This window comes from Nocardia carnea NBRC 14403 (assembly GCF_000308515.1).
Taxonomy (GTDB): domain Bacteria; phylum Actinomycetota; class Actinomycetes; order Mycobacteriales; family Mycobacteriaceae; genus Nocardia; species Nocardia carnea.
Window position 1 is genome coordinate 12498 of record NZ_BAFV01000026.1, and the last position, 26111, is coordinate 38608.

Here is a 26111-nt window from a genome sequence, read left to right on the forward strand (position 1 = left end):
TCCTGTCCCGCGCAGCGGGATCGCATGCCGCCCGCCGCGCGGCCCCGGCGTCCCCGCCGTACGCTGACTGCGTACGGGAGGACGACAGAGAGAAGACGTCGTGGGGTTCACCAGTTCACTCGTGGTCGAGGAGATCGACGGGAAGTTCTGGAAGGTCCGGGAGCCGCTGAGCTATCAGGGTGCGGACGAAGAATTCGAGGTACCGGCGGGCTTCCGCACCGATTTCGCTTCGGTGCCGCGGCCGCTGGTGTGGCTGATCCCGCGCTACGGGGTGTATACGCGGGCGGCGATCCTGCACGACTACCTGCGGCGCACGGAACGGGTCGGCGCGGCCGATGCCGACGGTATCTTCCGGCGGACGCTGCGGGAATGCGATGTATCCCGGCCGCGGCGCTGGATGATGTGGGCCGCGGTGCGTTTGGGCAGCCGGTTGCAGGGGATCTCACCCACCGCGTTCGCGGTGTTCCTGGTGATCGCCGTGCTGTCGATCGTTTTCGTGGCGATACCGACCGTTGTGGTCGTGGTGTTCCTGGTGCTGTTCTGGTTCGTCGAACTGCTCGCCTGGCCGGCGGATCGGCTCGCGCCGCCGGATCGTCGTACCGGGGTCCCACGGCCACAGATGCGAACCTGAGTCGGAGACGACGGCCGGGCGAGTTATACGCTCGGGTACCAGGATTCGAACCTGGACCACCGGAACCAAAATCCGATGAGCTGCCGTTACTCCATACCCGACTGTGCTATCGGAGAACGTAGCCGCCCCGACCGGTGAACGCATCCGGTTTTCTGCCGGTGTTCGGTGGGGGCACAGCGGCCCTGCTCGCCGAGTGTCCGGGTTTGCGTCCGTGCGGTTTCGGGGCTCAGTTGCGGGGCCGTAGTGCTGCGAACTCGTCGGTCACTCGCAGGTCCGAATCGGTGAAACGGTACACCGAGGCCGGCCGGCCACCCGCCCGGCCCGGTGTGGCGGTAGCGCCGGTGGGTGTGATCACCTTGCGGCGCGTCAGAACTCGCTGCAAATTCGTGGTGTCGACGTCATAGCCCAATGCAGCGCAATAGATCTCACGCAATGTCGACATGGTGAACCGGTCCGGCGCCAAGGCGAAGGAGATATTGGTGTAGGAGAGTTTCGCGGCCAGGCGGGTGCGGGCGTGCTGCACCACGGTGCCGTGGTCGAAAGACATCTCCGGGAGTGCGGACACCGGATGCCACCGGGTATCGGAGGGGAGCTTCGGGTCGGCGGTGAGCGGTACCAGTCCGAGATAGGCCGAGGCGATCCGGCGCGGGCCGGGCACCCGATCCGGGGCGCTGAACACCGACAGTTGCTCGAGGTGGTCCACCTCCTGCACATCGACCTTCTCGGCGAGCTGGCGGCGGGCCGAGGTATCGAGATCCTCGTCGTTGCGCAACCGGCCGCCCGGTAGCGACCAGGTGCCCTGCTGTGGTTCGAGTGCGCGCTGCCACAGCAGGACGGCGAGTTCGCTGCGCTGTCCCGGCGGGCGGCGGTCGATCATCCCGTCGTGACCGCTCTCACCTGCGGCGATATTGGCGGGGAAGCGGCGAACCTGGAACACCGCGGTGAGCGATTCATGGATGGTGCTAAACTGGTCCACGTTTTCGATCATAAGTCGAAAACCTGGTTGAGTGCGAATCGGCAGGGTTGCCGAGAGCGCGAAGGAAGGAGCGACCATGGCGACGATGGGAGCAGAATTGGCCCCGGCGCCGGGTACCGCACTGCGGGAGCGGATCGTCGACGGGCCCACGGGCTACACCGGGGTGGAGGCGACACCGGAATGGGCAGCCGAGGTGAAACGCCTCGCGCGGCAGCGCAACGCGACCATTCTCGCGCACAACTACCAGCTCCCGGAGATCCAGGACGTGGCCGATCACGTCGGTGATTCCCTGGCGCTGTCCCGGATCGCGGCCGAGGCCCCCGAGGGCACGATCGTGTTCTGCGGTGTGCATTTCATGGCCGAAACCGCCAAAATCCTGAGCCCGGAGAAAACCGTGCTCATCCCCGATCAGCGCGCGGGCTGCTCGCTGGCCGATTCGATCACCGCCGAGGATCTGCGCGACTGGAAAGCCGAGCACCCCGATGCGGTGGTGGTGTCCTACGTCAACACCACCGCGGCCGTGAAGGGCCTGACGGATATCTGCTGCACATCCTCCAACGCCGTGGACGTCGTGGCCTCCATCGACCCGGACCGCGAAGTGCTGTTCCTGCCCGACCAGTTCCTGGGCGCGCACGTCAAACGGGAAACCGGCCGCGAGAACATGCACATCTGGATGGGCGAATGCCACGTCCACGCCGGAATCAACGGTGACGAACTCAACGACCAGGCGCGCGCCCACCCCGACGCCGAACTGTTCGTGCACCCCGAATGCGGCTGCGCGACCTCGGCGCTCTACCTGGCCGGAGAGGGCGAATTCCCGGCCGACCGCGTGCACATCCTGTCCACCGGCGGCATGATCGACGCGGCCCGCACCGCCAAGTCGAACCAGGTACTCGTGGCGACCGAGGTCGGCATGCTGCACCAGCTGCGCAAGGCCGCCCCGGATATCGACTTCCAGGCCGTGAACGACCGCGCCGCCTGCAAGTACATGAAGATGATCACCCCGGCCGCGCTGCTGCGCTGCCTGGAGGAGAACCGCGACGAGGTGCACGTCGACCCGGAAACCGCTGCCAAGGCACGGAACTCGGTCCAGCGCATGATCGAGATCGGGAACTCCGGCGGCGGGGAATGACGCCGGGCTCGGTGGCCGCAGGCGCATACCGCGGCCCGCGACATCTGATGCTCGACGGGTGCAGCCGGCCGCTCGGTGAACAGGCGGGTACGTCGACGCGGCATTCACATCGGCCCTGTGAGCAGGTGGGAGCGGCGGAAAGGCGGATCGGCTCGCTGATCGGGCGTACGGCTCGAACCCGAGCCGGCAAGCCGTGCAGCCCGGCAAGCGGCCGGGCTCACCGCAGGATTCGACCGGTTCGGTGAACGAGCGGTCTCCCGGTGCACGGCGCGAATGTGCCGGGCCGCGGAGCACGGCGAACGGCCGATACGTGTGCCGACCCGGTTACCGGCAGTGCCGGCGCCCTGTCGGTGACTGCTCCGGGCAGTGGAGGACACGATGACTGGTGAATGGAATCCGGCGTGGGAAGAGCGCGCGGACCTGGTCGTGATCGGCGGCGGTGTCGCCGGGCTCACCGCCGCACGTGCCGCCTCGCGCCGGGGCCTGCGCGTGCTGATTCTGAGCAAGGGCGGCCCCAGTGATACCGCGACCCAATACGCGCAGGGTGGTATCGCGGTGGTGGGGCCGCAGGGCGATTCGGTGGACTCCCATGTCGCCGACACCCTCGCCGCCGGCGGCGGACTGTGCGACCCCGCCGCGGTGCGATCCATCGTCGAAGCAGGGCCCGAGGCGGTCGCCGCACTGACCGATCTCGGCGCCGTGTTCGACCTCGGCCGCGACGGTCAGATCTCGCGGACCCGCGAAGGTGGGCACAGCACACGCCGCATAATCCACGCCGGCGGCGACGCGACGGGCGCGGAAGTGCAGCGGGCACTGTCGGCGGCCGGCCTACCGGTGCTGTTCGGGACAGCCGTACTCGACGTAGTCACCGACGACTCCGGTGTTCAGGGAGTCGTCGCGGTCTCCGGCCGGGGCACCGGTGTCGTGCACGCCCCGGCGGTACTCCTGGCCACCGGCGGTCTCGGCCAGCTGTACGCGCTGAGCACCAACCCCGCCGGAGCGACCGCGGACGGGGTCGCGCTGGCGTTGTGGGCGGGGGCGGCGGTGGCGGATCTCGAATTCGTGCAGTTCCATCCCACCGTGCTGTACTCACCCGGCGGCATCGGCCGGCAGCCGCTGATCAGCGAGGCGGTGCGCGGTGAGGGTGCCGTGCTGGTCGATTCCCACGGTGATCCGGTGACCGCCGGGGTCCATCCGCGCGGTGATCTGGCGCCCCGGGACGTGGTGTCGCGGGCGATCGCCGCGCGGCTGCGGGAGCTGGGCGAGGACCATGTCTACCTCGACGCCCGCGCCGTCCCCGATTTCACCGCCCGGTTCCCCACCATCACCACCTCCTGCCGGGTCGCCGGGATAGACCCGCGCCGCGACCTCATACCGGTGGCGCCCGCCGCGCACTACCAGTGCGGGGGAGTGGTTACCGACCTGCACGGCCGCACCGGTGTACCCGGGTTGTACGCGGCCGGAGAGGTCGCGCGCACCGGGTTGCACGGCGCCAACCGGCTCGCCTCCAACAGTCTGCTCGAAGGTTTGGTGATGGGCGAACGTGCGGGTCTGGCGGCGCTCGAACGGCTGGGCGAACCGGCGCTGGTGTCCGGCCGGTCTTTCGTGGATCGTCCCGCGCTCCCGCGGGCACTTGTCCAGCGGACGATGACCGAACACGCGTCGGTGGTGCGCGGCGGGCCAGGTCTCGCACAGGCCACGGCCATCCTCGAGGCCGCAATCGGCCCGGACGCGTGGTTGCGCGCCGATGGTGCCGAGGTGGAATCACCGGCAATCACGCCGACGTCCCCGGAAACCCGGCCGGCCTCGATATCCGGTCGCCCGCCTGCTTCCCCGGCAGAGTTGATCGCGCGTTTCGAAAGCTCCGCACTGGCGGTCACGGCTCGCGCCGTACTGCTGGCGGCCGCCGCGCGTACCGAAAGCCGCGGCTGTCATACCCGCGCCGAACATCCTCTGCCGAGGGAGGATTCGGCTGAGGCCACGGTGATATACCTGGACGGTTCAGGCGCCCCGTATCTCGCCGAGGGTATTCGCCACCGAATGCCGGATAGTCCTGTGCTGCGGTATCGCGGTACCGGGGAGGTGGGTACGGCGACCGGTGCCACGAATATCCAAGGCCCGACCGCCGCAACGGTCGACGACGGGATTCCCGCATGTGCCGCCGCCGGGGCAGGCCCACCGGACGCGCCATCGTGATCGGCTCGGACGGAACCCGGGACTGCACCTGTTGCGGGCGGGGTCCGGGCCCGCGCGACAGCCGGGATTGCGTGCCGGACGCGAAGACGGAAAAGAGGAGTACAGAATGACTTTGGACCCCGGGCTGGACCCCGACGCGATCCGCGGCCTCATCCGCACCGCGCTCGACGAGGATCTGCGCTACGGCCCCGATATCACCACCGTCGCCACCGTTCCCGCGGACACCGTTGTGAAGGCCGCCGTCGTCGCGCGCCAGCCGGGCACCGTGGCCGGTATCGATATCGGCCTGCTCGTCCTGGATGAAGTGATCGGCGCCGACGGTTACGAGATCACCGAACGTCTCCCCGACGGCTCCCGTATCGCGGCCGGTGATTCCGTACTCGGTGTCGTCGCCCCGGCCCGCGGCCTGCTCACCGCCGAACGCACCATGCTCAACCTGCTGTGTCACCTGTCCGGTATCGCCACGGCAACCGCCGCCTGGGTGGACGCCGTGGCCGGCACGAACTGCCGGATCCGCGACAGCCGCAAAACCCTGCCCGGCCTGCGCGCCCTGCAGAAATACGCGGTCCGCGCCGGCGGCGGCGTCAATCACCGCATGGGCCTGGGCGACGCGGCGTTGATCAAGGACAACCACGTCGCCGCCGCGGGTTCGGTGGTGAACGCTCTGCGCGCCGTCCGCTCCGCCGCCCCCGATATCGACTGCGAAGTGGAGGTCGACAATCTCGACCAGCTCGACGCGGTCCTGGCCGAGAACGTCCAGCTGGTCCTGCTGGACAATTTCCCCCTCTGGCAGACCCAGGCCGCCGTCCAGCGCCGCAACGCCGCCGCCCCCGAGACGAAACTCGAATCCTCGGGCGGACTCACCCTGGACATGGCCGCCGACTACGCCCGCACCGGCGTCGACTATCTCGCCGTGGGTGCTCTGACCCACTCCGTCCGGGTCCTCGACCTGGGCCTCGATATGTAGCGCGATATCCCTGCGAACGGGCCGCCGGCCTGTGCACCGCGCGGCTCAGGCAACTACCGCGAGCAGCGTGGTCGCGGCCGCGGTGAGTTCCGGGTCGCCGGTCGCCTTCGCACGCCGGCGAGCTTCCCCGACGGTGATTCCGCGGCTGCCCAGACGCCACACCGTATCGGCGTCCATCCGCACCGCGGCCGCGGGATCCGGGCCGACTCGGTCCAGAAGACCCCATCCTGTGCCATCGCTGACGGCCACCCAGCGCCCACCGGCCGACCCGGTGACCTCGAAGCTCATCTCCGTACCCGCCGGCCGGACGGACCCGCTCAACGCCACCGGCAGTGCGTGCAGAAATGTCACCACCACCGGCCGGAGCAGCTCCGGCTCGTCGGCCCCCGGCCGCCCCACCGCGTCCCGGATCTGCTGCTGGTGCACCCAGAATTCGGTGTACTCGCGGGCACAATCGAGCCAGGCCGGGCTCGTGCCTGACCCGGCCCAGGACACATCCAGATATGCGGGCCCGGTGGGATCGGTGCGTTCCCACAAGTCGTCCAGCTGAGGGCCCAGATGGGCCAGCAGATCCACCATGGTGGACGGACTGCACTGGCGCATTGCCGTCACGAATTCACCGTTTATTCGCGCCAGATAGGCGGGCAGTGATTCACCCGGGGCGAAGGGAACGCCGCCGTACCCGTCCCGGCTGCCCGAAAGCCGGCGCAGATAGTCGTCGAGAAGATGCGCGACCACATCCCGCACCGCCCACCCCGGGCATACGGTGAGTGCGGACCACTCCGCCACGTCCAGCGATCCGAGCAGATCCAGCAGTGCGCGGCGTTCCCGGGCAAACAACGGCCGAGCATCGAATACCAGCATGCCTCCCAGTCAAACTGCGACCGCGCTCCCCGCGCCACCCATTTCCCGAAACAGTCTTCGACTGTCCTCGGCCGGCCTTACGCCGAACACTCGGCAGGGAACGGCCGATCAGACTCCGGAGGTGAGGTAGTCGTGCCCACCGACATAGGTGGTGTGCCCGCAGGGCACCGCGATGTCCACCGATCCGGCTACTGCTTCGGCGAATTCGTCGAGGGTGGGCAGTGGCCCGCCGGTGCGGCGGCCGGCCACGGCTTCGGGGTCCCGGCGCGCCAATAGCCGGACGACGATCGTCCCGTCGATCATGTCACCGGAGACGACGACGAATCCGATCCCGCGGGCGGTGAAATCCGGGATGAGCGCTCGTAGTGCGTGCTCACCGGCGCGCTTGCTCGCCGCCACCGGTTCATAGCCCTGCGGCAGCGGGCCGCCCCGATCGTGGAAATGCGCTTGATGGCTGGTGACGAAGACTATTCGCCCGCCGGTGGGCATCAGCGGCAGGGCGAGCGTGGCCAGCCGGACCTGCGCGTCGCGATTGAGCCGCAGGGCGTAGCCGGGATCGACATCGCGTTCCAGCCCGCCGGACGCGTTGAGGACGAGTACGTCCAACCGGCCGAACTCGCGGCGGATCTTGTCGAGCATGGCAGTTACCGCCGCAGTATCGGATAGATCGGCGCCGATCGCGGAGGCGTTGCCACCGGCCGCGACGATCCCGTCGACCACGGCCAGCGCTCGTTTCAACTTTTCCCGGTAGTTGACCACCACATGGGTGTCCGTGGCGGCGAGGCGTTGTGCCGTGGCGGCGCCGACTCCGCGGGACGCGCCGGTGATCAGCATCACCCGCCGGCTCGTATCCGAGCGGCCCATCGAGACTCCTCCCACTCCGGCGCTTCTAATTCAGAACCAACTATGGTGCTTCGAAATGAGAAGTGCAACTGCTGGGATCTTGCAGTGAGTGGCGATGTCGATCCGGCGCACGGCCCGATCCTCGCCGCCATCGAGCTACTGGGGCAGCGATGGATACTGCGCGTCCTCTGGGAGCTGGAACCCGGGCCGCTCGGATTTCTGGAACTGCGCCGCCGGATGGGCAATTGCTCCTCGAGCATGCTGTCGAATCGGCTACAGCAGTTACAGGCGGCGGGGTTGATCGAGAAGCATGGATCCAAAGGCTCCTACGAGCTGACGGCAGCAGGGATCGGCCTCAGTGAGGCGTTGCAGTCCCTCTGGGATTGGTCCGAGTCCTGGGCTGGTGGTGAGTCGGGCGGCGTGTGGACGCGCGGCAACCGGAAATAACGCGGGCGAGCTCGATCGGCAGGTCGTGCTCGTGGTCCGGGGGATGGCACGGAACATATGCCGTGTGCGGAAGGTTGCTCGTATCGATACCGGACGACAACGAGGAGTGCCATGCCGAAGCCTGCCGATGCGGCATACCACTGGAACGGCGAGCAGTTGGATCTGGAGCTGTACCTGGCCAGGATCGGATACTCCGGACCGCGTACCCCGACGCTGACAGTATTGCGGGCGCTGGTCGGTGCCCATACGACGTCCATTCCGTTCGAGAACCTGGAGGCGGTACTGGGCAGGCCGGTGCCGCTGGACCTGGAAACCTTGCAGGACAAACTGTTACGGCAGCGGCGGGGTGGCTACTGCTACGAGAACGTCGCCGTGTTCGCGGCAGTGCTGGAACGGCTGGGGTTCGGGGTGACCGGGTTGTCCGGGCGGGTCACGATGGGGGCGGAGGGGGTGCGACCTGCCACCCATGCGCTGCTGCGGGTCACCACGACCGACGACGACCGGATATGGATCGTCGACGTGGGGTTCGGAGCGGGTCCGGCCGAACCCTATGCACTCGTCGACAGTCCGGCGGAGTTCACGCTCGGGGAATGGCGGTTCCGGCTCGCCCGGGAACTCGGCGAGCTGGAGACCGAACAGTGGGTGCTGCACCAATTCGCGAAGGACGGATGGGTGGACCGCTACACCTTCACCCTCGCCCCGCAGTACCGGGTGGATTACGATGTCGGCAATCACTTCGTTGCCACCTCGCCGCGGTCGCCGTTCACTCGGCGGCCGTTCGTGCAGCGTTTCCATCCCGACGCCCACCACATCCTCGACGGCCGCATCCTGACCACCGAATATCCCGACGGTTCCAGCCGGTCGCGGGAATTGGAACTCGTGGAACTGCCGGAACGGCTGGCGAAAGTCTTCGATATCGAACTCCCCGACGAGGACGCCGCGGCACTGCTTCGCGCCCCGTGGGCCTTGGGCTGACCGAGCGCCTTCGAGCTACTGACACGCCGACGCGCCGGCTCGGTCTGTTCGCTGCGGTGCACTCACCATCGGCGACACCGGTCGCGCGGGCGCGCCTGTAGGTCACCGACTCGGCAGCTCTACCCTTGGGGCTGGTTGACGTCGAGTAGAGCCGTCCAGAATTCCTGTTGCACTGCATCCCACAGGTCCTGATGTTGCGGCAACACCTCACGGGCATCGGCAAGATCCAGCGGGTCCGCGTCTGCAGCGAAGACGATCATTCCAGGTTGCGCCAGTGGCAGCGGCTTGCCGGGCCACTGGATCGCGGGACTCGAGTCGTCGAGCAGTAATACGCGCCGAATCCACGGCCGTTTGCGTGTCAGAGACCAGTCCGCGGTCTTCTTCCCGTCGATGGTCGTCGTCGTACGCAGTCCTTCTCGCTTCATTCGGCTTCCTTGCGGCTCGTGGTTCCCGGCGGAGGACTGTGCACCCATGCGTTCGCCGCCCGGACGCGAGAGATCGGGCCACTGTCGGCCGTCCCCCGTGAAACGAACTGCGCGGCGAACGGAATAGCCATTCCACCAACGGCGCTCGCCGACCTGGGGACGTGGACCGCAGCTTCACAGCCAAAACGCCCGCTATGTCGCGGCCGCGGGCCGGTACCGGGAGATACGGGACAGGCAAGGTGGTGGCCGGCCGTCCAACGCGGAGCGGCATCCAGTCCTCCTGTCACAGAACGGCACTCAGCTACCCGCATTGCACGCCCGCACAAGGCATTTCCGGTTGATGGCAGTGTTCCAAACTCCGGGTGAAGATGCAACGGGAGATGCATCTTCATCTTCGAATAGATATGCAACTGCAAGTGCATCTGTGTGTACGGTAGGGCCGAAAGTCTCGTTCATCGACAGGAACAGTGAGAGTGTCATGTCCGATCCCATCCCCGAGTCCCCATCAAGCCAGGATGAAATCGCCTGGCGAAAAAGCTCTTTCAGCGGACCGAACGGCAATTGTGTTGAGCTGGGCTCGTTTCCCGGCGACCGCATCGGGATGCGCAACTCCCGAGATCCCCAGGGTGCCGTGCTGATCTGCACACGCGCGGAGTTCGCTGCCTTGCTGCACGATATCAAGGGCGGCCGCCTCGATAGCCTCATGCTGTAAGGTGTTGCGGGGGTACAACCGCGAGGGGCTACAGATGCTTACCAAATGGGAGTCGACTCGATGACAGCCGGAGCCGACTCCATGGCAGCGAGGTTCGACCGCGACGGCGATGTAACGGCTCGAACCTCCATCGACCGCGGTCCTACCGTCCTGCGGATCGCGCTCGGCGTCCAGCTACGGAAAATGCGCGAGGAACGCGGGATCAGCCGCGAGACGGCGGGCGAGGCACTGCGCGCATCCGATTCCAAGATCGCCCGGCTCGAGTTGGGGCGAACCGGATTCAAAGTACGCGATATGGGCGACCTGCTCACGCTGTACGGCGTGCACGACGCCGACGAGCGTGACCGATTCCTCGCTCTGGCTCGTCAAGCCAACCAGCCGGGCTGGTGGCATCGCTACAATGATCTGCTGCCCTCCTGGTTCGAGACCTATGTCGGTCTGGAACAGGCTGCCCTCGGCATCCGCATCTACGAGACCCACTACATCCCGGGCCTTTTCCAGACCGCCGACTACGCCCGCTATATCTTCGGACTCGATTCCCGGGAGGACGCCCAGCGTCTGGTCGATATGCGGATGCGGCGCCAGCGTATATTGACTCGCACACCGACCCCTCCCAGTGTATGGGCGGTTGTCGATGAGCACGTGCTGCGCAGGCTGCCCCCGGATCCGTGGGTGGCCCGCAATCAGCTGCTGCACCTGCTGGAGCTGACCGAGCAGCCCAATATCACCATCCAGGTGCTTCCGGAATCCGCAGGCCCCACGCCCGCTGAAGGTGGCTCCTTCAGCATGCTGCGTTTTCCCGAAGAGGAACTGCCGGACATTGTCTATCTCGAACAGCTCACCAGCGCACTCTATCTCGACAAATCCGCCGACCTGCAGCACTATCGGAAACTGATGGACACCCTGTGCGCAGGTTACGCCCACCCCGTAGGGAGAACTCCCATTCTTCTCCAGGAGCTCCTCGACGCAGTCGGCTGACATCGAGGAGCTGGAGAATCACTCTCGGCCGGGTGACTCGATCGAGGACAGATAACCCATTGCGCGGAATACGGAACCGGAGCCGCGCTCGCCGGCGTGTCCCTTTACTGGGGGCACGATCGAACACCGGTCCCTCGCCGGAGCTTCTCTTCCTCCGAAGCGTGACGTTATGCTCTGCGGGACAGCCATATTCGCCTGTCAACTCCCCGGCGCACGTATCCGGGCTGAGGTAACGTGTGGATCGATCACAGGCCTCAGCGATCCGACCGATCCGCCGAAGTCCGTGGCGTCGGACCTGCCGATCATGAGGGGCAAGATACTGTGGATATCCGCGACGTCCCGCGCGCACCCGGCCGTTTGCCTGTCGTCGGACACGGCTGGGGACTATGGCGTGATCCGGTCCGCTTCATGGCGGAGCTGGCCGGCGTCGGAAAGATCGCGCGTGTCGATATCGGCAGTCGCGTCATCTATATCGTCACCGATTTCGAACTGCTCCACAGGGTGTTGGTCGAGAACTCGGATGCCTACGAGCGCGGGCTCCTGTTCGAACGTATCCGTCTCATATTCGGGGAATCGCTGATCGTAGCGGACGGTGAGCAGCACCGGGATCTTCGTCGTCTGATTCAACCAGCGTTCCACCGGACAGAGTTGGCAAGCCACGCGCACACCATGAAGCGGAACGCGGACGCGTTGTCGAGTTCGTGGCGGCCGGGCCAGCAGGTCGAGGTGCGGTCGGCAATGTTGGAAGTGGTGATCGCCAACCTGCTCGAGTCCATGTTCTCGCATAAACCCGATACCGGAGAGCTGCAGTTCATCTCGGGTCTGGTCGAGGATATAGGCGCGGGCGCCATGGTGGGCAGTGTGCTGCCCAAGAAGCTGGCGAACCTGCCGTTACCGGTGAACCGCAAATTCCTGTCTGCCGGCACGCAACTGCGGGAATACTGTCAGGATCTGCTCGTCGCGCGCCGGGTCAGCGGTGATCGCCGTAACGACCTGATCGACATCCTGCTGGATTCCTCAGCTGACGAACACCACAGTGACAAGTTCCTGGCGGACCAGGCCGTGACCGTACTCTTCGGTGGAATCGACCCCGCGACCACCACGCTGACCTGGGCTCTGTACGAGTTGTCGCAGCGTCCGGAGTTGGTTTCGAAACTGCGGGAGGAGATCGCCGATGCGGGGGAACTCGACCCCGGAAGCCTCGGCGGGCTCGACTATCTGAACCGGTTCCTGAACGAGGTCACGCGGATCCATTCACCACTACTGCAAACCAGACGCACCGTCACCACGGTCGATCTCGACGGTTTTACATTTCCGGCCGGGATAGATATCGGCTACAGCATTGCAGCCATTCATCGAAACCCGGATATCTTCGCCGAGCCGGACACTTTCGACCCCGACCGGTGGCCGGCCTCGAGCTCCGGGACGAAATGCCGGAGCTTCGTCCCGTTCAGCATGGGCAATCAGATGTGCATCGGCAACAATTTCGCTTGGCTGGAATTGCAGACGACGCTCCACAGTTTGTTGTCGAAGTGGGAGTTTCGGCCGGTCGTCACCGAGAAGATCCCGCGAGCCATGGGGCCGATCCCCGGGATCGGCAAGCTTCCGCTCGAGGTTCGTCCGGTCTCCCGGTAACGGTGTGGCCGATTCGATTACCGTGACGACCCCGCAGTCGGCGCCGTGAATCAGGCACCTGATCTGGTGACCGCTGCTCTGCGATATGCCGAAATCTTGCGAACCAGGGCAGGCAGGACAGCCGCGGCGACGAAAAGGACGACTGCGAAGAGGACGAAGTAGAGCAGAGATCCGTTGCGGCCGAAGCGGGGGAGGAACGCGACTTCCTGGCCGGTTGCGGCGACGGCGTTGAGGAATGGGGCATAGGCCTGCAAGGTGTACCCGTGGGGCAGCAGATTGATGGAATTCTCGGCCACATAGACCCAGAACAGGAGGACGGCCACGGCGGCGGACGGAGTGCGAATCAATGACCCGACCGCAACACCCACACCGCAAGCGGCGAACCCGTAGCTCGGGACGGTCCAGAGGAACCGGATGCCGGCCGAATCCGTGATGTCCACAGCACCATAGATCTGGGGGAACTGGGTCGGCAGGGTGACCATGACGACGACGAGCAGAACAACTGTCGACACCGCGGTGATGGCGCCGTAGTAGAACCATCGGGCCAGCGCAACCGTCCACAGCCGGGGAAACAGGAATGTATTGAGATCACTTGTCCGACCGCGCCATTGCGCGGCGTGGGCGTAGGCGGTGGTGACCATCATGACCGATACTGACAAGGTGATCACCCAGTACACCGAGTTGGTCGTGGAGACTGTGGCCAGGTAACTCTGTCCAGGGAGTTCTGCGAGCCGTTCTGCGACAGCGGCGATTCCGAAGGTGACGATCAGCGGCAGCAAGAACGTGAGGGGAACCGCGACGATCCACAGAAAACTGCGCCCGGTGGTACGGGTCCATTCGGCGGCGATGCCGCGGCGGATCAGTGTGGCCGCACCGGGACTGTTCATGAGGCCGTGCCGGACGCGATATCGGTAGGCAGGCCGGCGATTCGCAGATAGGCGTCCTCGAGGCTGGTTTCGCCGGGGCCTGAGGTGTCCATGAGGTGGGCGAACGGCTGGTCGGCCAGAATGCGCCGGTTTCCGAGGATGACGATGTGGTCGGCGTTGCGTTCGACCTCATCGAGCAGATGCGTGGCAACCAGGACACAGGTCCCGGCATCGGCGAGGTCGCGCAGCAGTTCGCGTATCCAGCGGATGCCCGCGATGTCGAGGCCGTTGAGAGGTTCGTCGAGCAACAGAGTTCGAGGTTCGGAAAGTAACGCGGCGGCGATACCGACACGTTGGAGCATACCGAGCGAATAGTGCCCCAATCGGCGATCGGCGACCCGGGCGAGGTCGACGATCTCGAGAACGTCGCCCACCCGCCCGGCGGGGAGCCCACGGGCGCGAGTGATCCAGCGTAGGTGCCGCCGTGCGGTGTGACGTGGGTCGAAGGCCCGGTAGTCGATATGCATTCCGAGCGTCGCCGGTGTGGTGTGATGGGCGCGGACGAGGGTGCCGTCGACCTGGATGGTGCCGAGGGCGGGCGCGATGACGCCGCAGATACTCCGCAGCAGTGTGGTTTTACCGGTGCCGTTGAGGCCGAGCAGGTAGGTGAGTGCCCCGTCGGCCACCGTCAATTCGGAGATTTCGAGGACGGTGACGCCTGGATAGCCCAGAGTGAGGTCACGGATGTCGATCACAGTGCTCGCAGCCGGTCAGAAATCGCAGGCCATCGCCAGCCCCACGGCCTTGACACCCTCACACACGGAGCTGTTGGACAGCTTCCAGACACCGTCGATACGCTTCCAGACCACGCGTGCGACCAGATCCGGTTGGCCCGCAGTCTTGCTGCGCAGCATCGCGGTGTGCACGTTGCCGTCGTGGGTTTCGGGACCGGTGATCTCGTTCGACCCGCGCGGAGCTCGGTACAGGCCGATGTTGTAGAGGGTGCGCGCCACCACGACGGCCCGCATACCGCCTTCCATATTGGCCGCCTTCGCCTCGTCGGAGGCGGGTTTCTCGATCAGGAACGCGACCTGGGCGTCCAGATCTTCCAGGGTAGGAACCTCCCGGGTGATGAGGAACTCACCCGGTGCCGCGGAAGCGGCAGGAGCATTGACAACCGACGCGCCGGTGGTGAACGCTGCGATTGTCGAAAGGACACCGGCGATAATTTTGAGGGTCTTCATTTTCATCCTCTGATGGACCGGGACAGCACCTGTTGCAGACTCGAATATGCAGGTGGCCGAGAAATCGGCGTGTCCGGGACTACTTCTGGTCATCTCGGCTCCTCACGGTTTGCGGCCGACGGCACCGAGCATGACCATTCGAGTGTCCGGCAAGTCGGGGCGCAGCCACTGCTGTACCGGCACCACACCGGGATCGAGCAGCTCGAAACCGGCGAGGAATGCCTCCGTCTGCGCTGTGGACCGAAAGGCCACCTGCGCCGATGTGCCGTTGGTGCCGGCGAGTACCCGGAGTATCTCCGGGGAGGAATCACTGGAGCCATGAGTGATCGCCAGGTAACTGCCCGGCGCCATCCGATCACGGAGCGCGGCGAGGATCTCGGCGGGGTGTTCGTCGTCCATCACGTAGTGCAGCACACTGACGAGTGTGATGGCCACGGGCTCGTCGAGATCGATCAGGTCGTGCTCGATCAGCTGATCGAGAAGGTCGTGGGGACGACGAACGTCTCCCAACAGTGCTGTGACACCGGGCGATCGGGCCAGCAGGGCATCGCAATGGGAGACCACGACCTGGTCGTAGTCGACATACACCACCCGCGCCGACGGTTCGATCTCCCGAGCCACTTCGTGCACATTGGGCGAATTCGGGGTACCCGAGCCGAGATCGATGAACTGACGGATACCGGCATCAGCGGCTATCTCGACCGCCCTGCGCATGAAACTCCGGGTGAACCAGGCCAGCGTCTTGAGTTCGGGTGTGCTGGACAACATTTGACGAGCCATGTCCTGGTCGACATCGTAATTGTCCTTTCCGCCCAACAGGTAGTCGTACACCCGGGCGGAAGCCAGCTGTTCGGTGTCGAATGGGCGCGGCATCCGGCTGCTTTCCGGTGCAGGGCCTTCGGTTCCTTCGACCACGGGTGCAATCGTAGCCGACGGCCACCTCGGGTGTGCGTTCCTCCGGAGATCTCTCGGCCTAATACGGAGCGGAGTACGCGTTACGCGAACGAGTCAGCGCTCGGTCCGGCCGAACCGTGCTCCCCGGCACCGCCTATCGACGAAATATGTTCCGGTGAAATGCGATCCAGGTACCCCGGGGGTCAGGTGCGCGGCAAATCCTTCCACTTGTCGTCGCCGGATGGCTCGGGTCGGCGACGAAGGCCGGCGACGTTGCCGTGACCACCGGCCGTTTCACAGATCGGTTTCGGCCAGGGCGACCGCGTGCGCTACCGCGGACCGTGCTCGGTCGACGGTGCTGTACCGGCCCAGACCACACGGGGCCGCGATGTCCAACAGGCCGCCGTAGGCCGATTCCGCCGCCGCCAGGCTCTGCCGTGCTTGGTCGAGCGGCTGCGCCGGATGCGCGAGCCCGGCGGCAACTCGGGTAGTGGCAGGCAATTCGAGGCGGGCCAAGGGCTCGTAGTACCGCGGTCGCACCGGTGCCAGCGTGCCGTTGCCGATCGGCAGATGGACGAACTCGAGATGCCTCCCCGCAGGCCAGTATCGCGCAATCGCGTTGGCCAGCACGACGACCGCCTCCGTGGACCTCGGCGCCACGACCGGCTTGTCGTCGAGGCTCCCGTAGCAGAGGTGTACCCCGAAACGGGCACCGTGGGGTGCCCGTGCCACGAGGCGTGCGATCGTTCGACCTGTCGCGGTGGCCACAGCCTGCCGCAGTACCGCGGGCATCCGCGCGCAGAGGAGCGTCTCCGCGGCAAGTTCGAGTTGGAATACGACCTTGTCCCCCAACGTCTCGTGGATCCGGAGGATTTCCCTGGCGGTGGCGTCGACGATCGGGCGGTAGTAGGGGAGGCGTCGGTCACCGCGGTGCGCCGAGCGTCGACGCCACACGAGCATCCGTGCCTCGAAAGCGATGAAACCGATGACGAACGGCGTCGGTATGCCTACCTGTAAACGTAGGCCGGGATCTGTTCGGCGCATATCGGTCAACGCCTCGATGGCACGGTCGGCTTCCTCCGCATAGCCGAGTGCGGCGTCGATATCTGCTTCGCCCAGCGATCGGCCCGGCCGGAGACGAAAGGTGTTGCGGGAACGCAGCGTCGACCAATCACCGCGACGCACCGGCTCCAGTACGGGGATGCTGTCGAGCCGATCGATGATGGGCCTGATGTACCACTGGGCGCGATAGGGATCCGCTTCGCCGCCGGGAACCAGGCCATCCAGGAACTCACCGGCAGTGTCGACGGCGAACGCCATCGCCTTCGCCGGACTGTCCAACTGTGCGGGCAAGCTGCCCACGAAGTGAACCCTACGCTTCGGCTGCACGTCGTCAGTGTCGCACACGGCTGTCCCGAGAGGACGGTCAGATCCCGACAAAGGTGAATACTCCGGATCTGAACCTGGAACACGCATAAGCCTGGCGTGAATATCCGCGATGCAGCTACGCGCGAGCGGAAGTTTGTGGGAACTGCCAACGAATGGTTGCTAGATTGCCGGTATGGACGCCGCGTACCAGGGGGCCGCGGGCAGGCTGCGTAGTCTGCCGACGCGACTGATCAACCAGACCGCGCTACTCGCCGGCCGGGCGACCGAACAGGCGATGGCCGGTACGGGTTCGCGCCGGTACCACTACGCGGTGCTGACCACACTGAGCGAAGGCGGTGCCGCCAGCCAGGCCGAACTCGGGCGCCGCACCGGAATCGATCGCAGCGATATCGTTGCGGTCCTGAACGATCTGGTGGCCAGGGGGTTTGTGGACCGCGCCGCCGACCCGGACGATCGGCGCCGCAATATCGTGAACCTGGCCGATCCCGGCCGCGAACATCTTCGTGAACTCGACCGCAAGCTGGACCTCGCGCAGCAGGATCTGCTCGCCGCCCTGTCCGCGACGGAACGCCGTACCCTGGTCGCCCTGCTCGGCCGGATACTCGACGATCACGCGACCCGGCCGGTGGGGAAATAGGCCGGCCGATCGGCGCCGGAGGCCGGTCAGCAGCTGCGGACCATGGTCTGCTGGTGGACGCGTTTGCCCTGGTAGCGCATCCCCGGCACCGGCGGTGTCGATCCGTGCGGGGCAAAACCCATCCGTTCGAAGAACCGCACGGCCCGGGTGTTTTCGACCAGTGTCTGCAGAAAGCAGCCGGGTGAACCCACCGAGCCGAGCCGTTCGAACCACTGCTCCATCAGGCCGTCCGCCGCGCCGGTGCCGCGCGCCTCGGGGACCACATTGATGTGCAGATGCGCGGGCCAGCGCGGATCGTGAATTTCGCCGGCGGTCGGTGTGCGGCGTATTGCCGCGCTCGCGGCATCGAATGCGCTGCGGGCGAAGAACGCAACCGGCCGGCGGTGCAGGATCAGGCGGTGTGCCCGGATGGCGTCCGCGATTCGCCGGTCCTCGCTCGGGAAAGAATCTGTGTCCACGCAGCCGGTGAGGTAACCGAGTAGTTCGCCGTCGGATTCGGCCAGGAACAACGAGTCGGGTTCGTGATCCATATAGGGATCGAGGTAGATCTGCGCCTCGGATTCCGGATGACCCCAGAGGGATTCGGTCGGTGAACCCTGACCCGCCCGTAGTGACAGCTGCCGCAGTGCCGCTCTGTCCCGTTCCTCGAACGTTCGGATTCGCATGGTGAACAACCTATCTCGGTGCGCAGACGTTTCAGGCGGTGAGTTCCCGTTCCAGAGGAGTGCGGAAGCGGGGGACCGGCCGGAGCTCGCCGTACCAGCCGGCCGCGCGCTCGGCCTCGGCGGTGATGAGGGCGCGGGCATCGGCCCCGATATCCTCCAGCAGCCTGGTCACGATCTCGCCGTCCTTACGTTGCGCCCAGCCGCCGACGATCCGGCCGTTCCACCAGAGGCTCGGCCCGATATTGCCGTTGCGATCGAACAGTTGTTCTTTGTGTCCGCCCAGGTACCAGTCGCGGGACTGCCAGCCCATCGGTGTCGGGTCCAGTGCGGGCAGCAGGGCCGCCCAGGGGCGCGGCGGCGGGACCGGGTCGAGATCGTCGGCGAGCAGCAGCCCGGTGATGCCGTCGAGATCGACCTCCACCGTGTCTAGCCGGGCCAGTGTCGTGCGGACCTGACCCAGCGTCCACCCGGTCCACCATTTGATATCGCCGATCGGGGCCGGGCCGAACGTGTGCAGCCAGCGGCGGACCAGTTCGGTGCGGGCAACGCCTGCGTCCAGCTCGCCGATCGGCGCCGGCAGCCAGGATTCGGCCGGCGCCCACGTGTACTGGCTGCTGGACCAGCTGCCACCCGGCCGGGCGCGGACGATGCGGCCCTCGGTGCCGAGCAGCAGCAACACCCAGGTGGTGATGGAGGTGGGCTTGGAGTACGACTTCTCCGGGTTCGTATTGATCTGGGTGCGCAGCGCGGGGACATCCTTGCTCAGCTGGGCCCCGGTGGCGCTGCCCCGGGCCAGGAGCGCGCGATGGGTCTCGTCGGCGACGGCGGCCAGCCAGGCCTCCGGATCCCCGTCGCCGATACCGGCGTCCGCCAGGTACTTCGCATAGGTGCGGCGCTGCCTGGTGGCCAGTTCGGTGCCGCAGGAGGCGTGCAGTACCGGCGCCAGCTCGACCGGTGCCACGAACATGGTGCGCCGCATTGCCAGCATGCGCAGCAGCGAGCGGTCCTCGTACAGTGCGCGCTCCACCTGCGCGGGACCGATCTCGGTGCCCCGTGCGGCCACCGAGAGGTGCACGGTGGCCGGGTCGGTCGCGTGCAGCACCACCAGGGAACGCGCGATCTCGGGGACGTCGCCGCTGCGATATTCGGAGGCCAGCCGATGCCGGATACCGAGCCGCGCTCGCCGCTGCTCGGTGGTGAAGGCGTACATGATGCGGATGCTAGCCGGGCCCACCGACACCTACGGCGGCGTGCGTCCGCGGGCGCAACCTGTACGCGAATTGCCGACGGGCCCAGCCGAGTTCCCGCTCTTACGGCCTCGAACGTGGAAATATTCCTGTTATGAGCAGACGTGCACTGAGCTATCTGGCCGGGTTGCTGCTCCCGGCCTTGACGGCGACCCTGCTGGCCGCCGCCCCCGCGGCCGCGATCGATGCCTGCTCGGTGCATACGCGCCCGATCGCGATACCGGTCGACGGTGAACAGGCCACGGGCCTGGTGTACGAGCCGCAGGGGTGCGTGGTCGGTAACGCCCTGGTGGTGGCGGCGCACGGGCACAAGGGGTCCGCGGCCCAGTACTCCGAGTACCTGATCTCGATCGCCGCCCGCACCGCGACCCCGATCCTGTCGATGGATCTGCGGGGCAGCCCGCAGTGGCCGACCGGCGACTGGAATCTGTGGGCCGGTTGGCGCGATCTGGTGGCCGGCACCCAGTGGTACAAAGGGTCGAATCCGGGGGTGACGCGCACCGTGCTGTGGGGCTGGAGCCAGGGCGCGATGACCTCCGGCCTGGCCGCCGCCCACGGCCCCGCCGGTTTGTTCGACTACTGGGTCGACACCTTCGGCCCGTCGGATCTGTTCACCCACTACCAGGGTCCTGCCGCCGATTACCCGGCGCTGCAGGCCCAGATCCAGCGTGATGCCGGTGGGTGTGTTCCGGCCGTCTGCCCGCTCGCCTACGCCGAACGCTCCCCGGCGCTGCAGGCCGGCCGGATGAATATCCGGCACGCCTTCCTCGTCCACGGCACCGCCGACGAGGTGGTGCCCTATGCGGCCAGTATGCAGATGCGGGCCGCCCTCATGCTGGCCGGTAAACCGAGCACCATGTACTCCATTGTCAGCGGTCGCACCCTGGACGGTGTGGTGGAACCGGGCCGCCACAATGTCGGCCCGGCACTGTTCGAAGCGGGCTGCGTGGTCGAACGATTGCTCCTGGGCACCGAACCCCTCGACGGCAACCGCGACTTCCTGGTCGATGTGGCCGCCGGCGTCGTCGCCGCGCCCCCGGCCCCTCCCAACGCGAAATGCGCGGCATAACGTTCGAGCCGCTCAGACCACCGAATACCCACCGTCGACACCGAGCACCTGCCCGGTGATCCAGGAATCCGGACGCGCCAGCGCGACCACCCATTCGGCCACCTCGCCGGGGTGACCCCGCCTGCCCAGCGGAATCTGCGCGGCTTCCTGCGCTTTCACCTGTTCGGCCTCGGCGGCGGACAGGCCCATACGGTCCAGTGCTTCGCTCTCGGTCGGTCCCGGCGCCACCGCGTTCACTCGGATTCCGGCATCGGCCAATTCCACCGCCCAGCTCCGGGTCAGCTGTTCCAGCGCGGCTTTCCCCGCCCCGTAATGGCTGATACCGGGCGCCGACCTGGCGCCGAAAGTACTGGAAACGTTGATCACCGCGCCGCCACGGACCCGTAGATATGGCAGGGCGGCCTGCGTCACCAGGGTCGGTCCCAGAACGTTGGTGGCCCACATGCGCAGGGCATCGTCCGGATCTATCTCGCCCAACCGAGCCGCGATACCGAACCCGGCATTGTTGACGACCACGTCGAGTCGTCCGTTCACGTCCTGGGCAGCTCGGACCATGGTGGCGGCGTCGTGCGGATCGGAGACGTCGCCGACGTGGATGCGCAGGGCCGGGGACAGGCGTGCGGTGTTCTCGAGCGCCGGCCGTCGCCGGCCGGTCACCACGACATCCATCCCACTGCCGGCCAGCGCCACCGCGACGGCGGCCCCTATACCGGAACCACCACCGGTGACGAGGGCGGTAAGGCCGGACAGGCCACCGTACGGCCGGCTGTTCGACGAGGAATGCTGTGCGGGGGAATCAATTGCCATGGCACCGACGCTAAACAGTGACACAGGTGTCAAGAGCAAGCCCGGAAGGCGATATGCGTATCGGTGAACTGTCGCGGCGGACCGGCGTGAGCCGGCGCTCCCTGCGGTACTACGAACAGAACGGGCTGCTCCGGTCCGGCCGCAGCGCCAACGGCTGGCGCGAATACGACGAACCCTCTGTCGGTCGAGTACGTAAGATCGCCGACCTGCTGCGGCGAGGACTCACCGTGGAAGGAATCAGACAGCTCGATGCCTGCCTCGATCTGCCCGATACCGGCGTATGCGACGACCCCGGGCACGCCCTCGAGATCTACCGTGACCGGCTGGCCGTCCTGAACGACCGGCTCGAACGCCTGCACGAGCATCGCACGAACCTCATGGAGACGCTCGGCGAACTGGAAATGGTGCAATCGCGTTCCGTCGCGGCCGCGCGCCGGGGTCCGCAGGAGGCACCCGGGCCGGGATAACCGACCGGCCCGAACAGGGGTCGAGCTGGGCAGACGGCCGGTGGGTCAGAGGGATTTCACCCAGTTGGACAGCAGTTGGGCGCCCGCGTCACCCGACTTCTCGGGGTGGAACTGGGTGGCCGAGAGCGCGCCGTTCTCCACCGCGGCCAGGAAGCGGCTGCCGTGTTCGGTCCAGGTGAGTTCGGGGGCGGCGAGGTGATCGCTGGACGGGAGTTCCCATGACCGGGCGGCGTAGGTGTGCACGAAATAGAATCGGGTGCCGGGGTCCATACCGGCGAACAGCACGCTCTGCGCGGGGGCTTCGACGGTGTTCCAGCCCATATGCGGCAGTACGGGGGCGTCGAGTTTGTCGACGGTACCGGGCCATTCCCCGCAGCCCTCGGTTTCCACACCGAATTCGACTCCGCGGTCGAACAGGATCTGCATACCCACGCAGATCCCGAGCACCGGCCGGCCCCCGGCCAGCCGCTGACCGATAATGCGCTCACCGCGGACCTCCCGCAGGCCCGCCATACAGGCCGCGAAGGCGCCGACGCCCGGAACCACCAGCCCGTCCGCTGCCAGCGCCGCCTTGTGGTCGGCGGTCACCTCGACCTGGGCGCCCGCCCGGACCAGGGCGCGTTCGGCGGAATGCAGATTGCCGGAGCCGTAGTCCAGCAGGACAACCGAGGTCATAGTGCCCCCTTCGTCGACGGCACGCCCTGCACCCGCGGATCCGGTTCGACCGCGGCGCGCAGGGCCCGGGCGACCGCCTTGTATTCGGCTTCGGTGACGTGATGCTGATCGCGGCCGTAGAGCACCCGTACGTGCAGGGCGATCCGGGCGTTGAGTGCGATGGATTCGAAGACGTGCCGGTTGAGTACCGTCGAATACGGTGCGCCGGGGTCGTTGCGGCCCCGTACCGGTGCGCCGGGGATCACGGCGTGCAGCAGATGATCGGGTTCGCCGGTGTGCACACAGTAGGGGCGGCCGGAGACGTCGACGGCGGCGTGCGCCAGGGTTTCGTCCATCGGGATGTAGGCGTCGCCGAAGCGGCGGATGCCCAACTTGTCGCCGAGTGCCTGGCCCAGTGCCTGGCCGAACACGATGGCGGTGTCTTCGACCGTATGGTGTGCCTCGATCTCGATATCGCCCTCGGCACGCACCGTGAGGTCGAAACTGGCGTGGGTGCCGAGCGCGGTGAGCATATGGTCGTAGAACGGGACACCGGTGGAGATATCGGTCTGCCCGGTGCCGTCGAGGTTCAGTTCCACCACGATGCTCGATTCCTTGGTGGTGCGCTCCACTCGCGCGGTTCGGTTCATGCTCACTTCCGGTTGTCGCTTCAGTTCTGCGCGGTCAGTTCGGTGGCGGCCAGTTTCGCGCTGACCCGCAGGAATTCGTCGTTCTCGGCGGCCAGCCCGATGGTGGTGCGCAGATGCCCGCGGATTCCTACATCCCGGATGAGGACACCTTCGTCCAGGTAGTGCTGCCAGGCGCGGGGTGCATCGTGGAACGTCCCGAACAGCAGGAAGTTCGCGTCGCTGGGCACCACCTGGAAACCGAGGGCGGTCAGTTCCCGGGCGACCCGGTCGCGCTGGGCGGCCAGTTCCGCGACGCTCGCCAAGGTTTCGCCGGCATGCCGCAGGGCGGCGCGCGCCGCGGCCTGGGTGACCACCGACAGGTGATACGGCAACCGCACCAGCAGCAGGGCGTCGATCACCGCGGGGGCCGCGACGAGGTAGCCGAGCCGGCCGCCGGCGAAGGCGAACGCCTTGCTCATGGTGCGGCTGACCACCAGTTTCGCCGGATAGCTGTCGATGAGGCCGATCGCGCTGGGTTGTGCGGAGAATTCGCCGTAGGCCTCGTCCACGATCACGATCCCCGGGGCGGCCTCGAGGATCCGGGCCAGCTCCGGGGCCGGGATGCTGTGCCCGGTCGGGTTGTTGGGGCTGGTCACGAACACCACATCGGGCCGGCGTTCGGCGATGGCGGCCAGGGCCGCGTCGATATCGATGGCGAAATCGGCGGACCGTTTCGCCTCCACCCATTCGGTATCGATGCCCTCGGAGATGATCGGATGCATCGAATACGACGGGACGAAACCCAGTGCCCGCCGGCCCGGCCCGCCGAAGGCCTGCAGCAGCTGTTGCAGGATCTCGTTGGACCCGTTGGCCGCCCACACATTCGCCGCATCCACCGTGATACCGGTCTGGCGGGTGAGGTAGGCGGCGAGATCGGTCCGCAACCCCACCGCGTCGCGGTCCGGGTAGCGGTGCAGATCGGCGGCCGCGGCGCGTACCGCTTCGGCGACATCCGCCACCAGCGCCGGCGTCGGCGGATGCGGGTTCTCGTTGGTGTTGAGCTGGACGGGCACGCTGAGCTGCGGTGCGCCGTACGGGGATTTACCGCGCAGATTCTCCCGTAACGGCAGCGCGTCGAGCCCGATCCCGGCGCCGGGTACGGGGACCTGCGCGCTCATGACAGCGCCTCGAAACGCGCGCGTACGGCCTGCCCGTGGGCGGGCAGATCCTCCGCGTCGGCCAGCGCCACCACATGTCCGGCGACATCTTTCAACGCCGCCTCGGTGTAGTCCACGACATGGATACCGCGCAGGAAGGTCTGCACGCTGAGCCCGGACGAATGCCGGGCGCATCCGGCGGTGGGCAGGACGTGGTTGGAGCCGGCACAGTAGTCGCCGAGGCTCACCGGGGCGTAGGGCCCGACGAAGATCGCGCCCGCGCTGCGCACCCGGGCGGCGACCGCGGTGGCCTGTGCGGTCTGGATCTCCAGGTGCTCGGCGGCGTAGGCGTTCACCACCCGCAGCCCCTGGTCGATATCGTCGACCAGCACCGTGCCGGATTGGGCGCCGGTGAGCGCCGCGGTCACCCGTTCGGCGTGTTTCACGACGGTCAGCTGCGTGGTCAGCGCCGCGTCGACGGCATCGGCGAGGGCGGGGCTGTCGGTGACCAGCACGCTCGCGGCGAGGACATCGTGTTCGGCCTGGCTGATGAGGTCAGCGGCCACATGTACCGGGTCGGCGGTGGCGTCGGCCAGGATCGCGATCTCGGTGGGGCCGGCCTCGGCGTCGATCCCGACCAGGCCGCGGCACAGCCGTTTGGCGGCGGTGACGTAGATATTTCCGGGACCCGTGATTAGATCGACCGGGGCCAGATCGGTGCCGTCGGTATCGGCACCCCCGTAGGACAGCAGGGCGACCGCCTGCGCGCCGCCGACGGCCCATACCTCCTCGACGCCCAGCAGCCGGGCGGCGGCCAGCACGGTCGGATGCGGCAGCCCGCCGAACTGTTCCTGCGGCGGCGAGGCCACCACCAGCGATTCCACCCCGGCGGCCTGCGCGGGGACGACGTTCATCACGACACTGGATGGGTACACGGCGTTACCGCCGGGCACATACAGCCCGACCCGTTCCACCGGCACCCACCGTTCGGTGACGGTGCCGCCGGGCACCACCTCGGTGGTGGTGTCGGTGCGGCGCTGATCGGCGTGCACGGCACGGGTCCGCGCGATCGCGACCTCGAGTGCCGCCCGCACCGCCGGATCCAGCCCGTCGAGGGCGGCGGCCAGTTCCACGGCCGGTACGCGCACGGTTTCCGGGGTCACCCCGTCGAACTTCGCGCCGAATTCCAGGGCCGCGGCCGCGCCGCGGTCCCGGACCGCCTCCACCACGGGCCGCACCTGATGCAGTACCGAGTCCACATCGACCCCGCCGCGCGGTAGCGCGGTGCGCAGCTGCGCGGTGGTGGGCGTGCGGCCGCGCAGATCTACGCGGGCGAGCTCGATACGGGATGTCATGGTGGTATCGGTCCTTGTGCAGCGGCTGAGTACGACAGCACCAGGGTATCGGGCCGATACCAGTGGTTATCCGCGTGGTCCCGCTCAGACGATCCGCGAGAAGACGATATCGAGTTCGTGCTCCCAGGTGCGCGGGTCCAATTCGGACTCGGAGCGCTCCCAGGTGGCCCGGAGTGTGGTCTGGGTCTCGTCGAGGTTGCCGGTCAGCCGTTGCGAATCCCCGGGGGCGTCGCGCCAGACCCGCCACAGC

General features: G+C 67.0%; 28 protein-coding genes and 1 tRNA gene. 12 read left to right on the top strand and 17 right to left on the bottom strand.

All coding sequences use genetic code 11. The features are described 5' to 3' along the window. The first annotated feature begins 100 nt into the window (after positions 1–100). On the top strand, positions 101–631 hold the full coding sequence (locus tag ON22_RS09635) for a DUF1353 domain-containing protein (protein ID WP_033245146.1): 531 nt from the start codon (positions 101–103) through the stop codon (positions 629–631). A 30-nt stretch (positions 632–661) separates the two neighbouring features. Here the strand turns inward: ON22_RS09635 and ON22_RS09640 are convergent. Both ON22_RS09640 and ON22_RS09645 read right to left on the bottom strand, forming a co-directional pair. After that, a tRNA-Gln gene (locus ON22_RS09640) sits at positions 662–732 on the bottom strand. A 125-nt stretch (positions 733–857) separates the two neighbouring features. Next, on the bottom strand, positions 858–1619 hold the full coding sequence (locus tag ON22_RS09645) for an NUDIX hydrolase (RefSeq protein ID WP_033245147.1): 762 nt from the start codon (positions 1617–1619) through the stop codon (positions 858–860). A gap of 64 nt (positions 1620–1683) precedes the next feature. Here ON22_RS09645 and nadA point away from each other — a divergent pair, with 64 nt between their 5' ends. From nadA to nadC, 3 genes are all read left to right on the top strand, one after another. Further along, complete coding sequence (nadA, locus tag ON22_RS09650; RefSeq protein ID WP_033245148.1) at positions 1684–2739, top strand: quinolinate synthase NadA; 1056 nt, start codon at positions 1684–1686, stop codon at positions 2737–2739. Between the two features lie 378 nt (positions 2740–3117). Then, positions 3118–4935, top strand: a complete 1818-nt coding sequence (locus ON22_RS09655; RefSeq protein ID WP_081595454.1) for an L-aspartate oxidase — start codon at positions 3118–3120, stop codon at positions 4933–4935. Positions 4936–5041: 106 nt separating this feature from the next. Continuing rightward, the gene (gene nadC, locus ON22_RS09660; protein ID WP_033245149.1) at positions 5042–5902 is read left to right on the top strand and encodes a carboxylating nicotinate-nucleotide diphosphorylase; all 861 of its coding nucleotides are present in this window, start codon (positions 5042–5044) and stop codon (positions 5900–5902) included. 45 nt (positions 5903–5947) lie between these two features. Here nadC and ON22_RS09665 read toward each other — a convergent pair whose 3' ends face one another. Together ON22_RS09665 and ON22_RS09670 are read right to left on the bottom strand one after the other, a co-directional pair. After that, positions 5948–6766, bottom strand: coding sequence for a maleylpyruvate isomerase family mycothiol-dependent enzyme (locus ON22_RS09665; RefSeq protein ID WP_033245150.1), 819 nt, complete (start codon positions 6764–6766; stop codon positions 5948–5950). A 108-nt stretch (positions 6767–6874) separates the two neighbouring features. After that, positions 6875–7630, bottom strand: a complete 756-nt coding sequence (locus ON22_RS09670; protein ID WP_033245151.1) for an SDR family oxidoreductase — start codon at positions 7628–7630, stop codon at positions 6875–6877. An 84-nt stretch (positions 7631–7714) separates the two neighbouring features. Here ON22_RS09670 and ON22_RS09675 point away from each other — a divergent pair, with 84 nt between their 5' ends. Then, a complete protein-coding gene (locus ON22_RS09675) occupies positions 7715–8056 on the top strand; it encodes a winged helix-turn-helix transcriptional regulator (protein WP_033245152.1) in 342 nt (113 codons plus the stop codon). Positions 8057–8167: 111 nt separating this feature from the next. Continuing rightward, entirely contained in the window at positions 8168–9031 is an 864-nt protein-coding gene (locus ON22_RS09680) for an arylamine N-acetyltransferase family protein (RefSeq protein WP_033245153.1), read from the top strand. A gap of 119 nt (positions 9032–9150) precedes the next feature. Here ON22_RS09680 and ON22_RS09685 read toward each other — a convergent pair whose 3' ends face one another. Continuing rightward, entirely contained in the window at positions 9151–9456 is a 306-nt protein-coding gene (locus ON22_RS09685) for a hypothetical protein (protein WP_156052342.1), read from the bottom strand. Between the two features lie 478 nt (positions 9457–9934). Between ON22_RS09685 and ON22_RS09690 the strand changes: the two genes are divergently transcribed. From ON22_RS09690 to ON22_RS09700, 3 genes are all read left to right on the top strand, one after another. Beyond that, positions 9935–10168, top strand: coding sequence for a DUF397 domain-containing protein (locus ON22_RS09690; RefSeq protein ID WP_033245155.1), 234 nt, complete (start codon positions 9935–9937; stop codon positions 10166–10168). Positions 10169–10228: 60 nt separating this feature from the next. Further along, entirely contained in the window at positions 10229–11146 is a 918-nt protein-coding gene (locus tag ON22_RS09695) for a Sco1979 family transcriptional regulator (protein WP_231508644.1), read from the top strand. 321 nt (positions 11147–11467) lie between these two features. Then, positions 11468–12781 (top strand): cytochrome P450, encoded by a 1314-nt coding sequence (locus ON22_RS09700; RefSeq protein WP_033245156.1) that lies wholly within the window; start codon positions 11468–11470, stop codon positions 12779–12781. A gap of 50 nt (positions 12782–12831) precedes the next feature. Here the strand turns inward: ON22_RS09700 and ON22_RS09705 are convergent, their stop codons facing one another. The 5 genes from ON22_RS09705 to ON22_RS09725 all read right to left on the bottom strand — a co-directional run bounded on the left by ON22_RS09705 (position 12832) and on the right by ON22_RS09725 (position 17147). Continuing rightward, entirely contained in the window at positions 12832–13668 is an 837-nt protein-coding gene (locus ON22_RS09705) for a hypothetical protein (RefSeq protein WP_051157377.1), read from the bottom strand. Then, positions 13665–14402, bottom strand: a complete 738-nt coding sequence (locus tag ON22_RS09710) for an ABC transporter ATP-binding protein (RefSeq protein ID WP_033245157.1) — start codon at positions 14400–14402, stop codon at positions 13665–13667. The genes ON22_RS09705 and ON22_RS09710 overlap by 4 nt, the downstream gene beginning before the upstream one ends. Before the next feature lie 15 nt (positions 14403–14417). Further along, positions 14418–14891, bottom strand: coding sequence for an MTB12 C-terminal domain-containing protein (locus ON22_RS09715; RefSeq protein WP_033245452.1), 474 nt, complete (start codon positions 14889–14891; stop codon positions 14418–14420). A gap of 102 nt (positions 14892–14993) precedes the next feature. Next, positions 14994–15806, bottom strand: coding sequence for an SAM-dependent methyltransferase (locus tag ON22_RS09720; protein WP_231508645.1), 813 nt, complete (start codon positions 15804–15806; stop codon positions 14994–14996). A 273-nt stretch (positions 15807–16079) separates the two neighbouring features. Beyond that, the gene (locus tag ON22_RS09725) at positions 16080–17147 is read right to left on the bottom strand and encodes a hypothetical protein (RefSeq protein WP_051157378.1); all 1068 of its coding nucleotides are present in this window, start codon (positions 17145–17147) and stop codon (positions 16080–16082) included. Between the two features lie 199 nt (positions 17148–17346). On the opposite strand from ON22_RS09725, the gene ON22_RS09730 reads away from it, so the two are divergent. After that, on the top strand, positions 17347–17811 hold the full coding sequence (locus ON22_RS09730; RefSeq protein WP_033245159.1) for a MarR family winged helix-turn-helix transcriptional regulator: 465 nt from the start codon (positions 17347–17349) through the stop codon (positions 17809–17811). A gap of 26 nt (positions 17812–17837) precedes the next feature. Here the strand turns inward: ON22_RS09730 and ON22_RS09735 are convergent, their stop codons facing one another. Continuing rightward, positions 17838–18476 carry a GNAT family N-acetyltransferase gene (locus tag ON22_RS09735; RefSeq protein ID WP_033245160.1) on the bottom strand — a complete coding sequence of 213 codons (639 nt, stop codon included), beginning with the start codon at positions 18474–18476 and terminating at the stop codon, positions 17838–17840. Between the two features lie 31 nt (positions 18477–18507). Further along, entirely contained in the window at positions 18508–19686 is a 1179-nt protein-coding gene (locus tag ON22_RS09740; protein WP_033245161.1) for a winged helix DNA-binding domain-containing protein, read from the bottom strand. Positions 19687–19817: 131 nt separating this feature from the next. Here ON22_RS09740 and ON22_RS09745 point away from each other — a divergent pair, with 131 nt between their 5' ends. Beyond that, positions 19818–20792, top strand: coding sequence for an alpha/beta hydrolase family protein (locus ON22_RS09745; protein WP_051157379.1), 975 nt, complete (start codon positions 19818–19820; stop codon positions 20790–20792). Positions 20793–20804: 12 nt separating this feature from the next. On the opposite strand, the gene ON22_RS09750 is transcribed toward ON22_RS09745, so the two are convergent. Then, the gene (locus ON22_RS09750) at positions 20805–21599 is read right to left on the bottom strand and encodes an SDR family NAD(P)-dependent oxidoreductase (protein ID WP_051157380.1); all 795 of its coding nucleotides are present in this window, start codon (positions 21597–21599) and stop codon (positions 20805–20807) included. A gap of 26 nt (positions 21600–21625) precedes the next feature. Here ON22_RS09750 and ON22_RS09755 point away from each other — a divergent pair, with 26 nt between their 5' ends. Next, positions 21626–22066: a MerR family transcriptional regulator gene (locus ON22_RS09755; protein WP_231508646.1), complete on the top strand. Its 441-nt coding sequence runs from the start codon at positions 21626–21628 to the stop codon at positions 22064–22066. A gap of 45 nt (positions 22067–22111) precedes the next feature. On the opposite strand, the gene hisH is transcribed toward ON22_RS09755, so the two are convergent. Genes hisH through hisD form a run of 4 tightly spaced genes read right to left on the bottom strand, consistent with a single transcriptional unit; the run spans position 22112 to position 25861 of the window. Beyond that, the gene (gene hisH, locus ON22_RS09760) at positions 22112–22741 is read right to left on the bottom strand and encodes an imidazole glycerol phosphate synthase subunit HisH (protein WP_033245163.1); all 630 of its coding nucleotides are present in this window, start codon (positions 22739–22741) and stop codon (positions 22112–22114) included. Beyond that, positions 22738–23370, bottom strand: coding sequence for an imidazoleglycerol-phosphate dehydratase HisB (hisB, locus tag ON22_RS09765; protein WP_033245456.1), 633 nt, complete (start codon positions 23368–23370; stop codon positions 22738–22740). Before hisB ends, hisH begins: the two co-directional genes overlap by 4 nt. 20 nt (positions 23371–23390) lie before the next feature. Further along, the gene (locus ON22_RS09770; protein ID WP_033245164.1) at positions 23391–24527 is read right to left on the bottom strand and encodes a histidinol-phosphate transaminase; all 1137 of its coding nucleotides are present in this window, start codon (positions 24525–24527) and stop codon (positions 23391–23393) included. Continuing rightward, a complete protein-coding gene (gene hisD / locus ON22_RS09775) occupies positions 24524–25861 on the bottom strand; it encodes a histidinol dehydrogenase (protein WP_033245165.1) in 1338 nt (445 codons plus the stop codon). The genes ON22_RS09770 and hisD overlap by 4 nt, the downstream gene beginning before the upstream one ends. Positions 25862–26111: the final 250 nt, after the last annotated feature.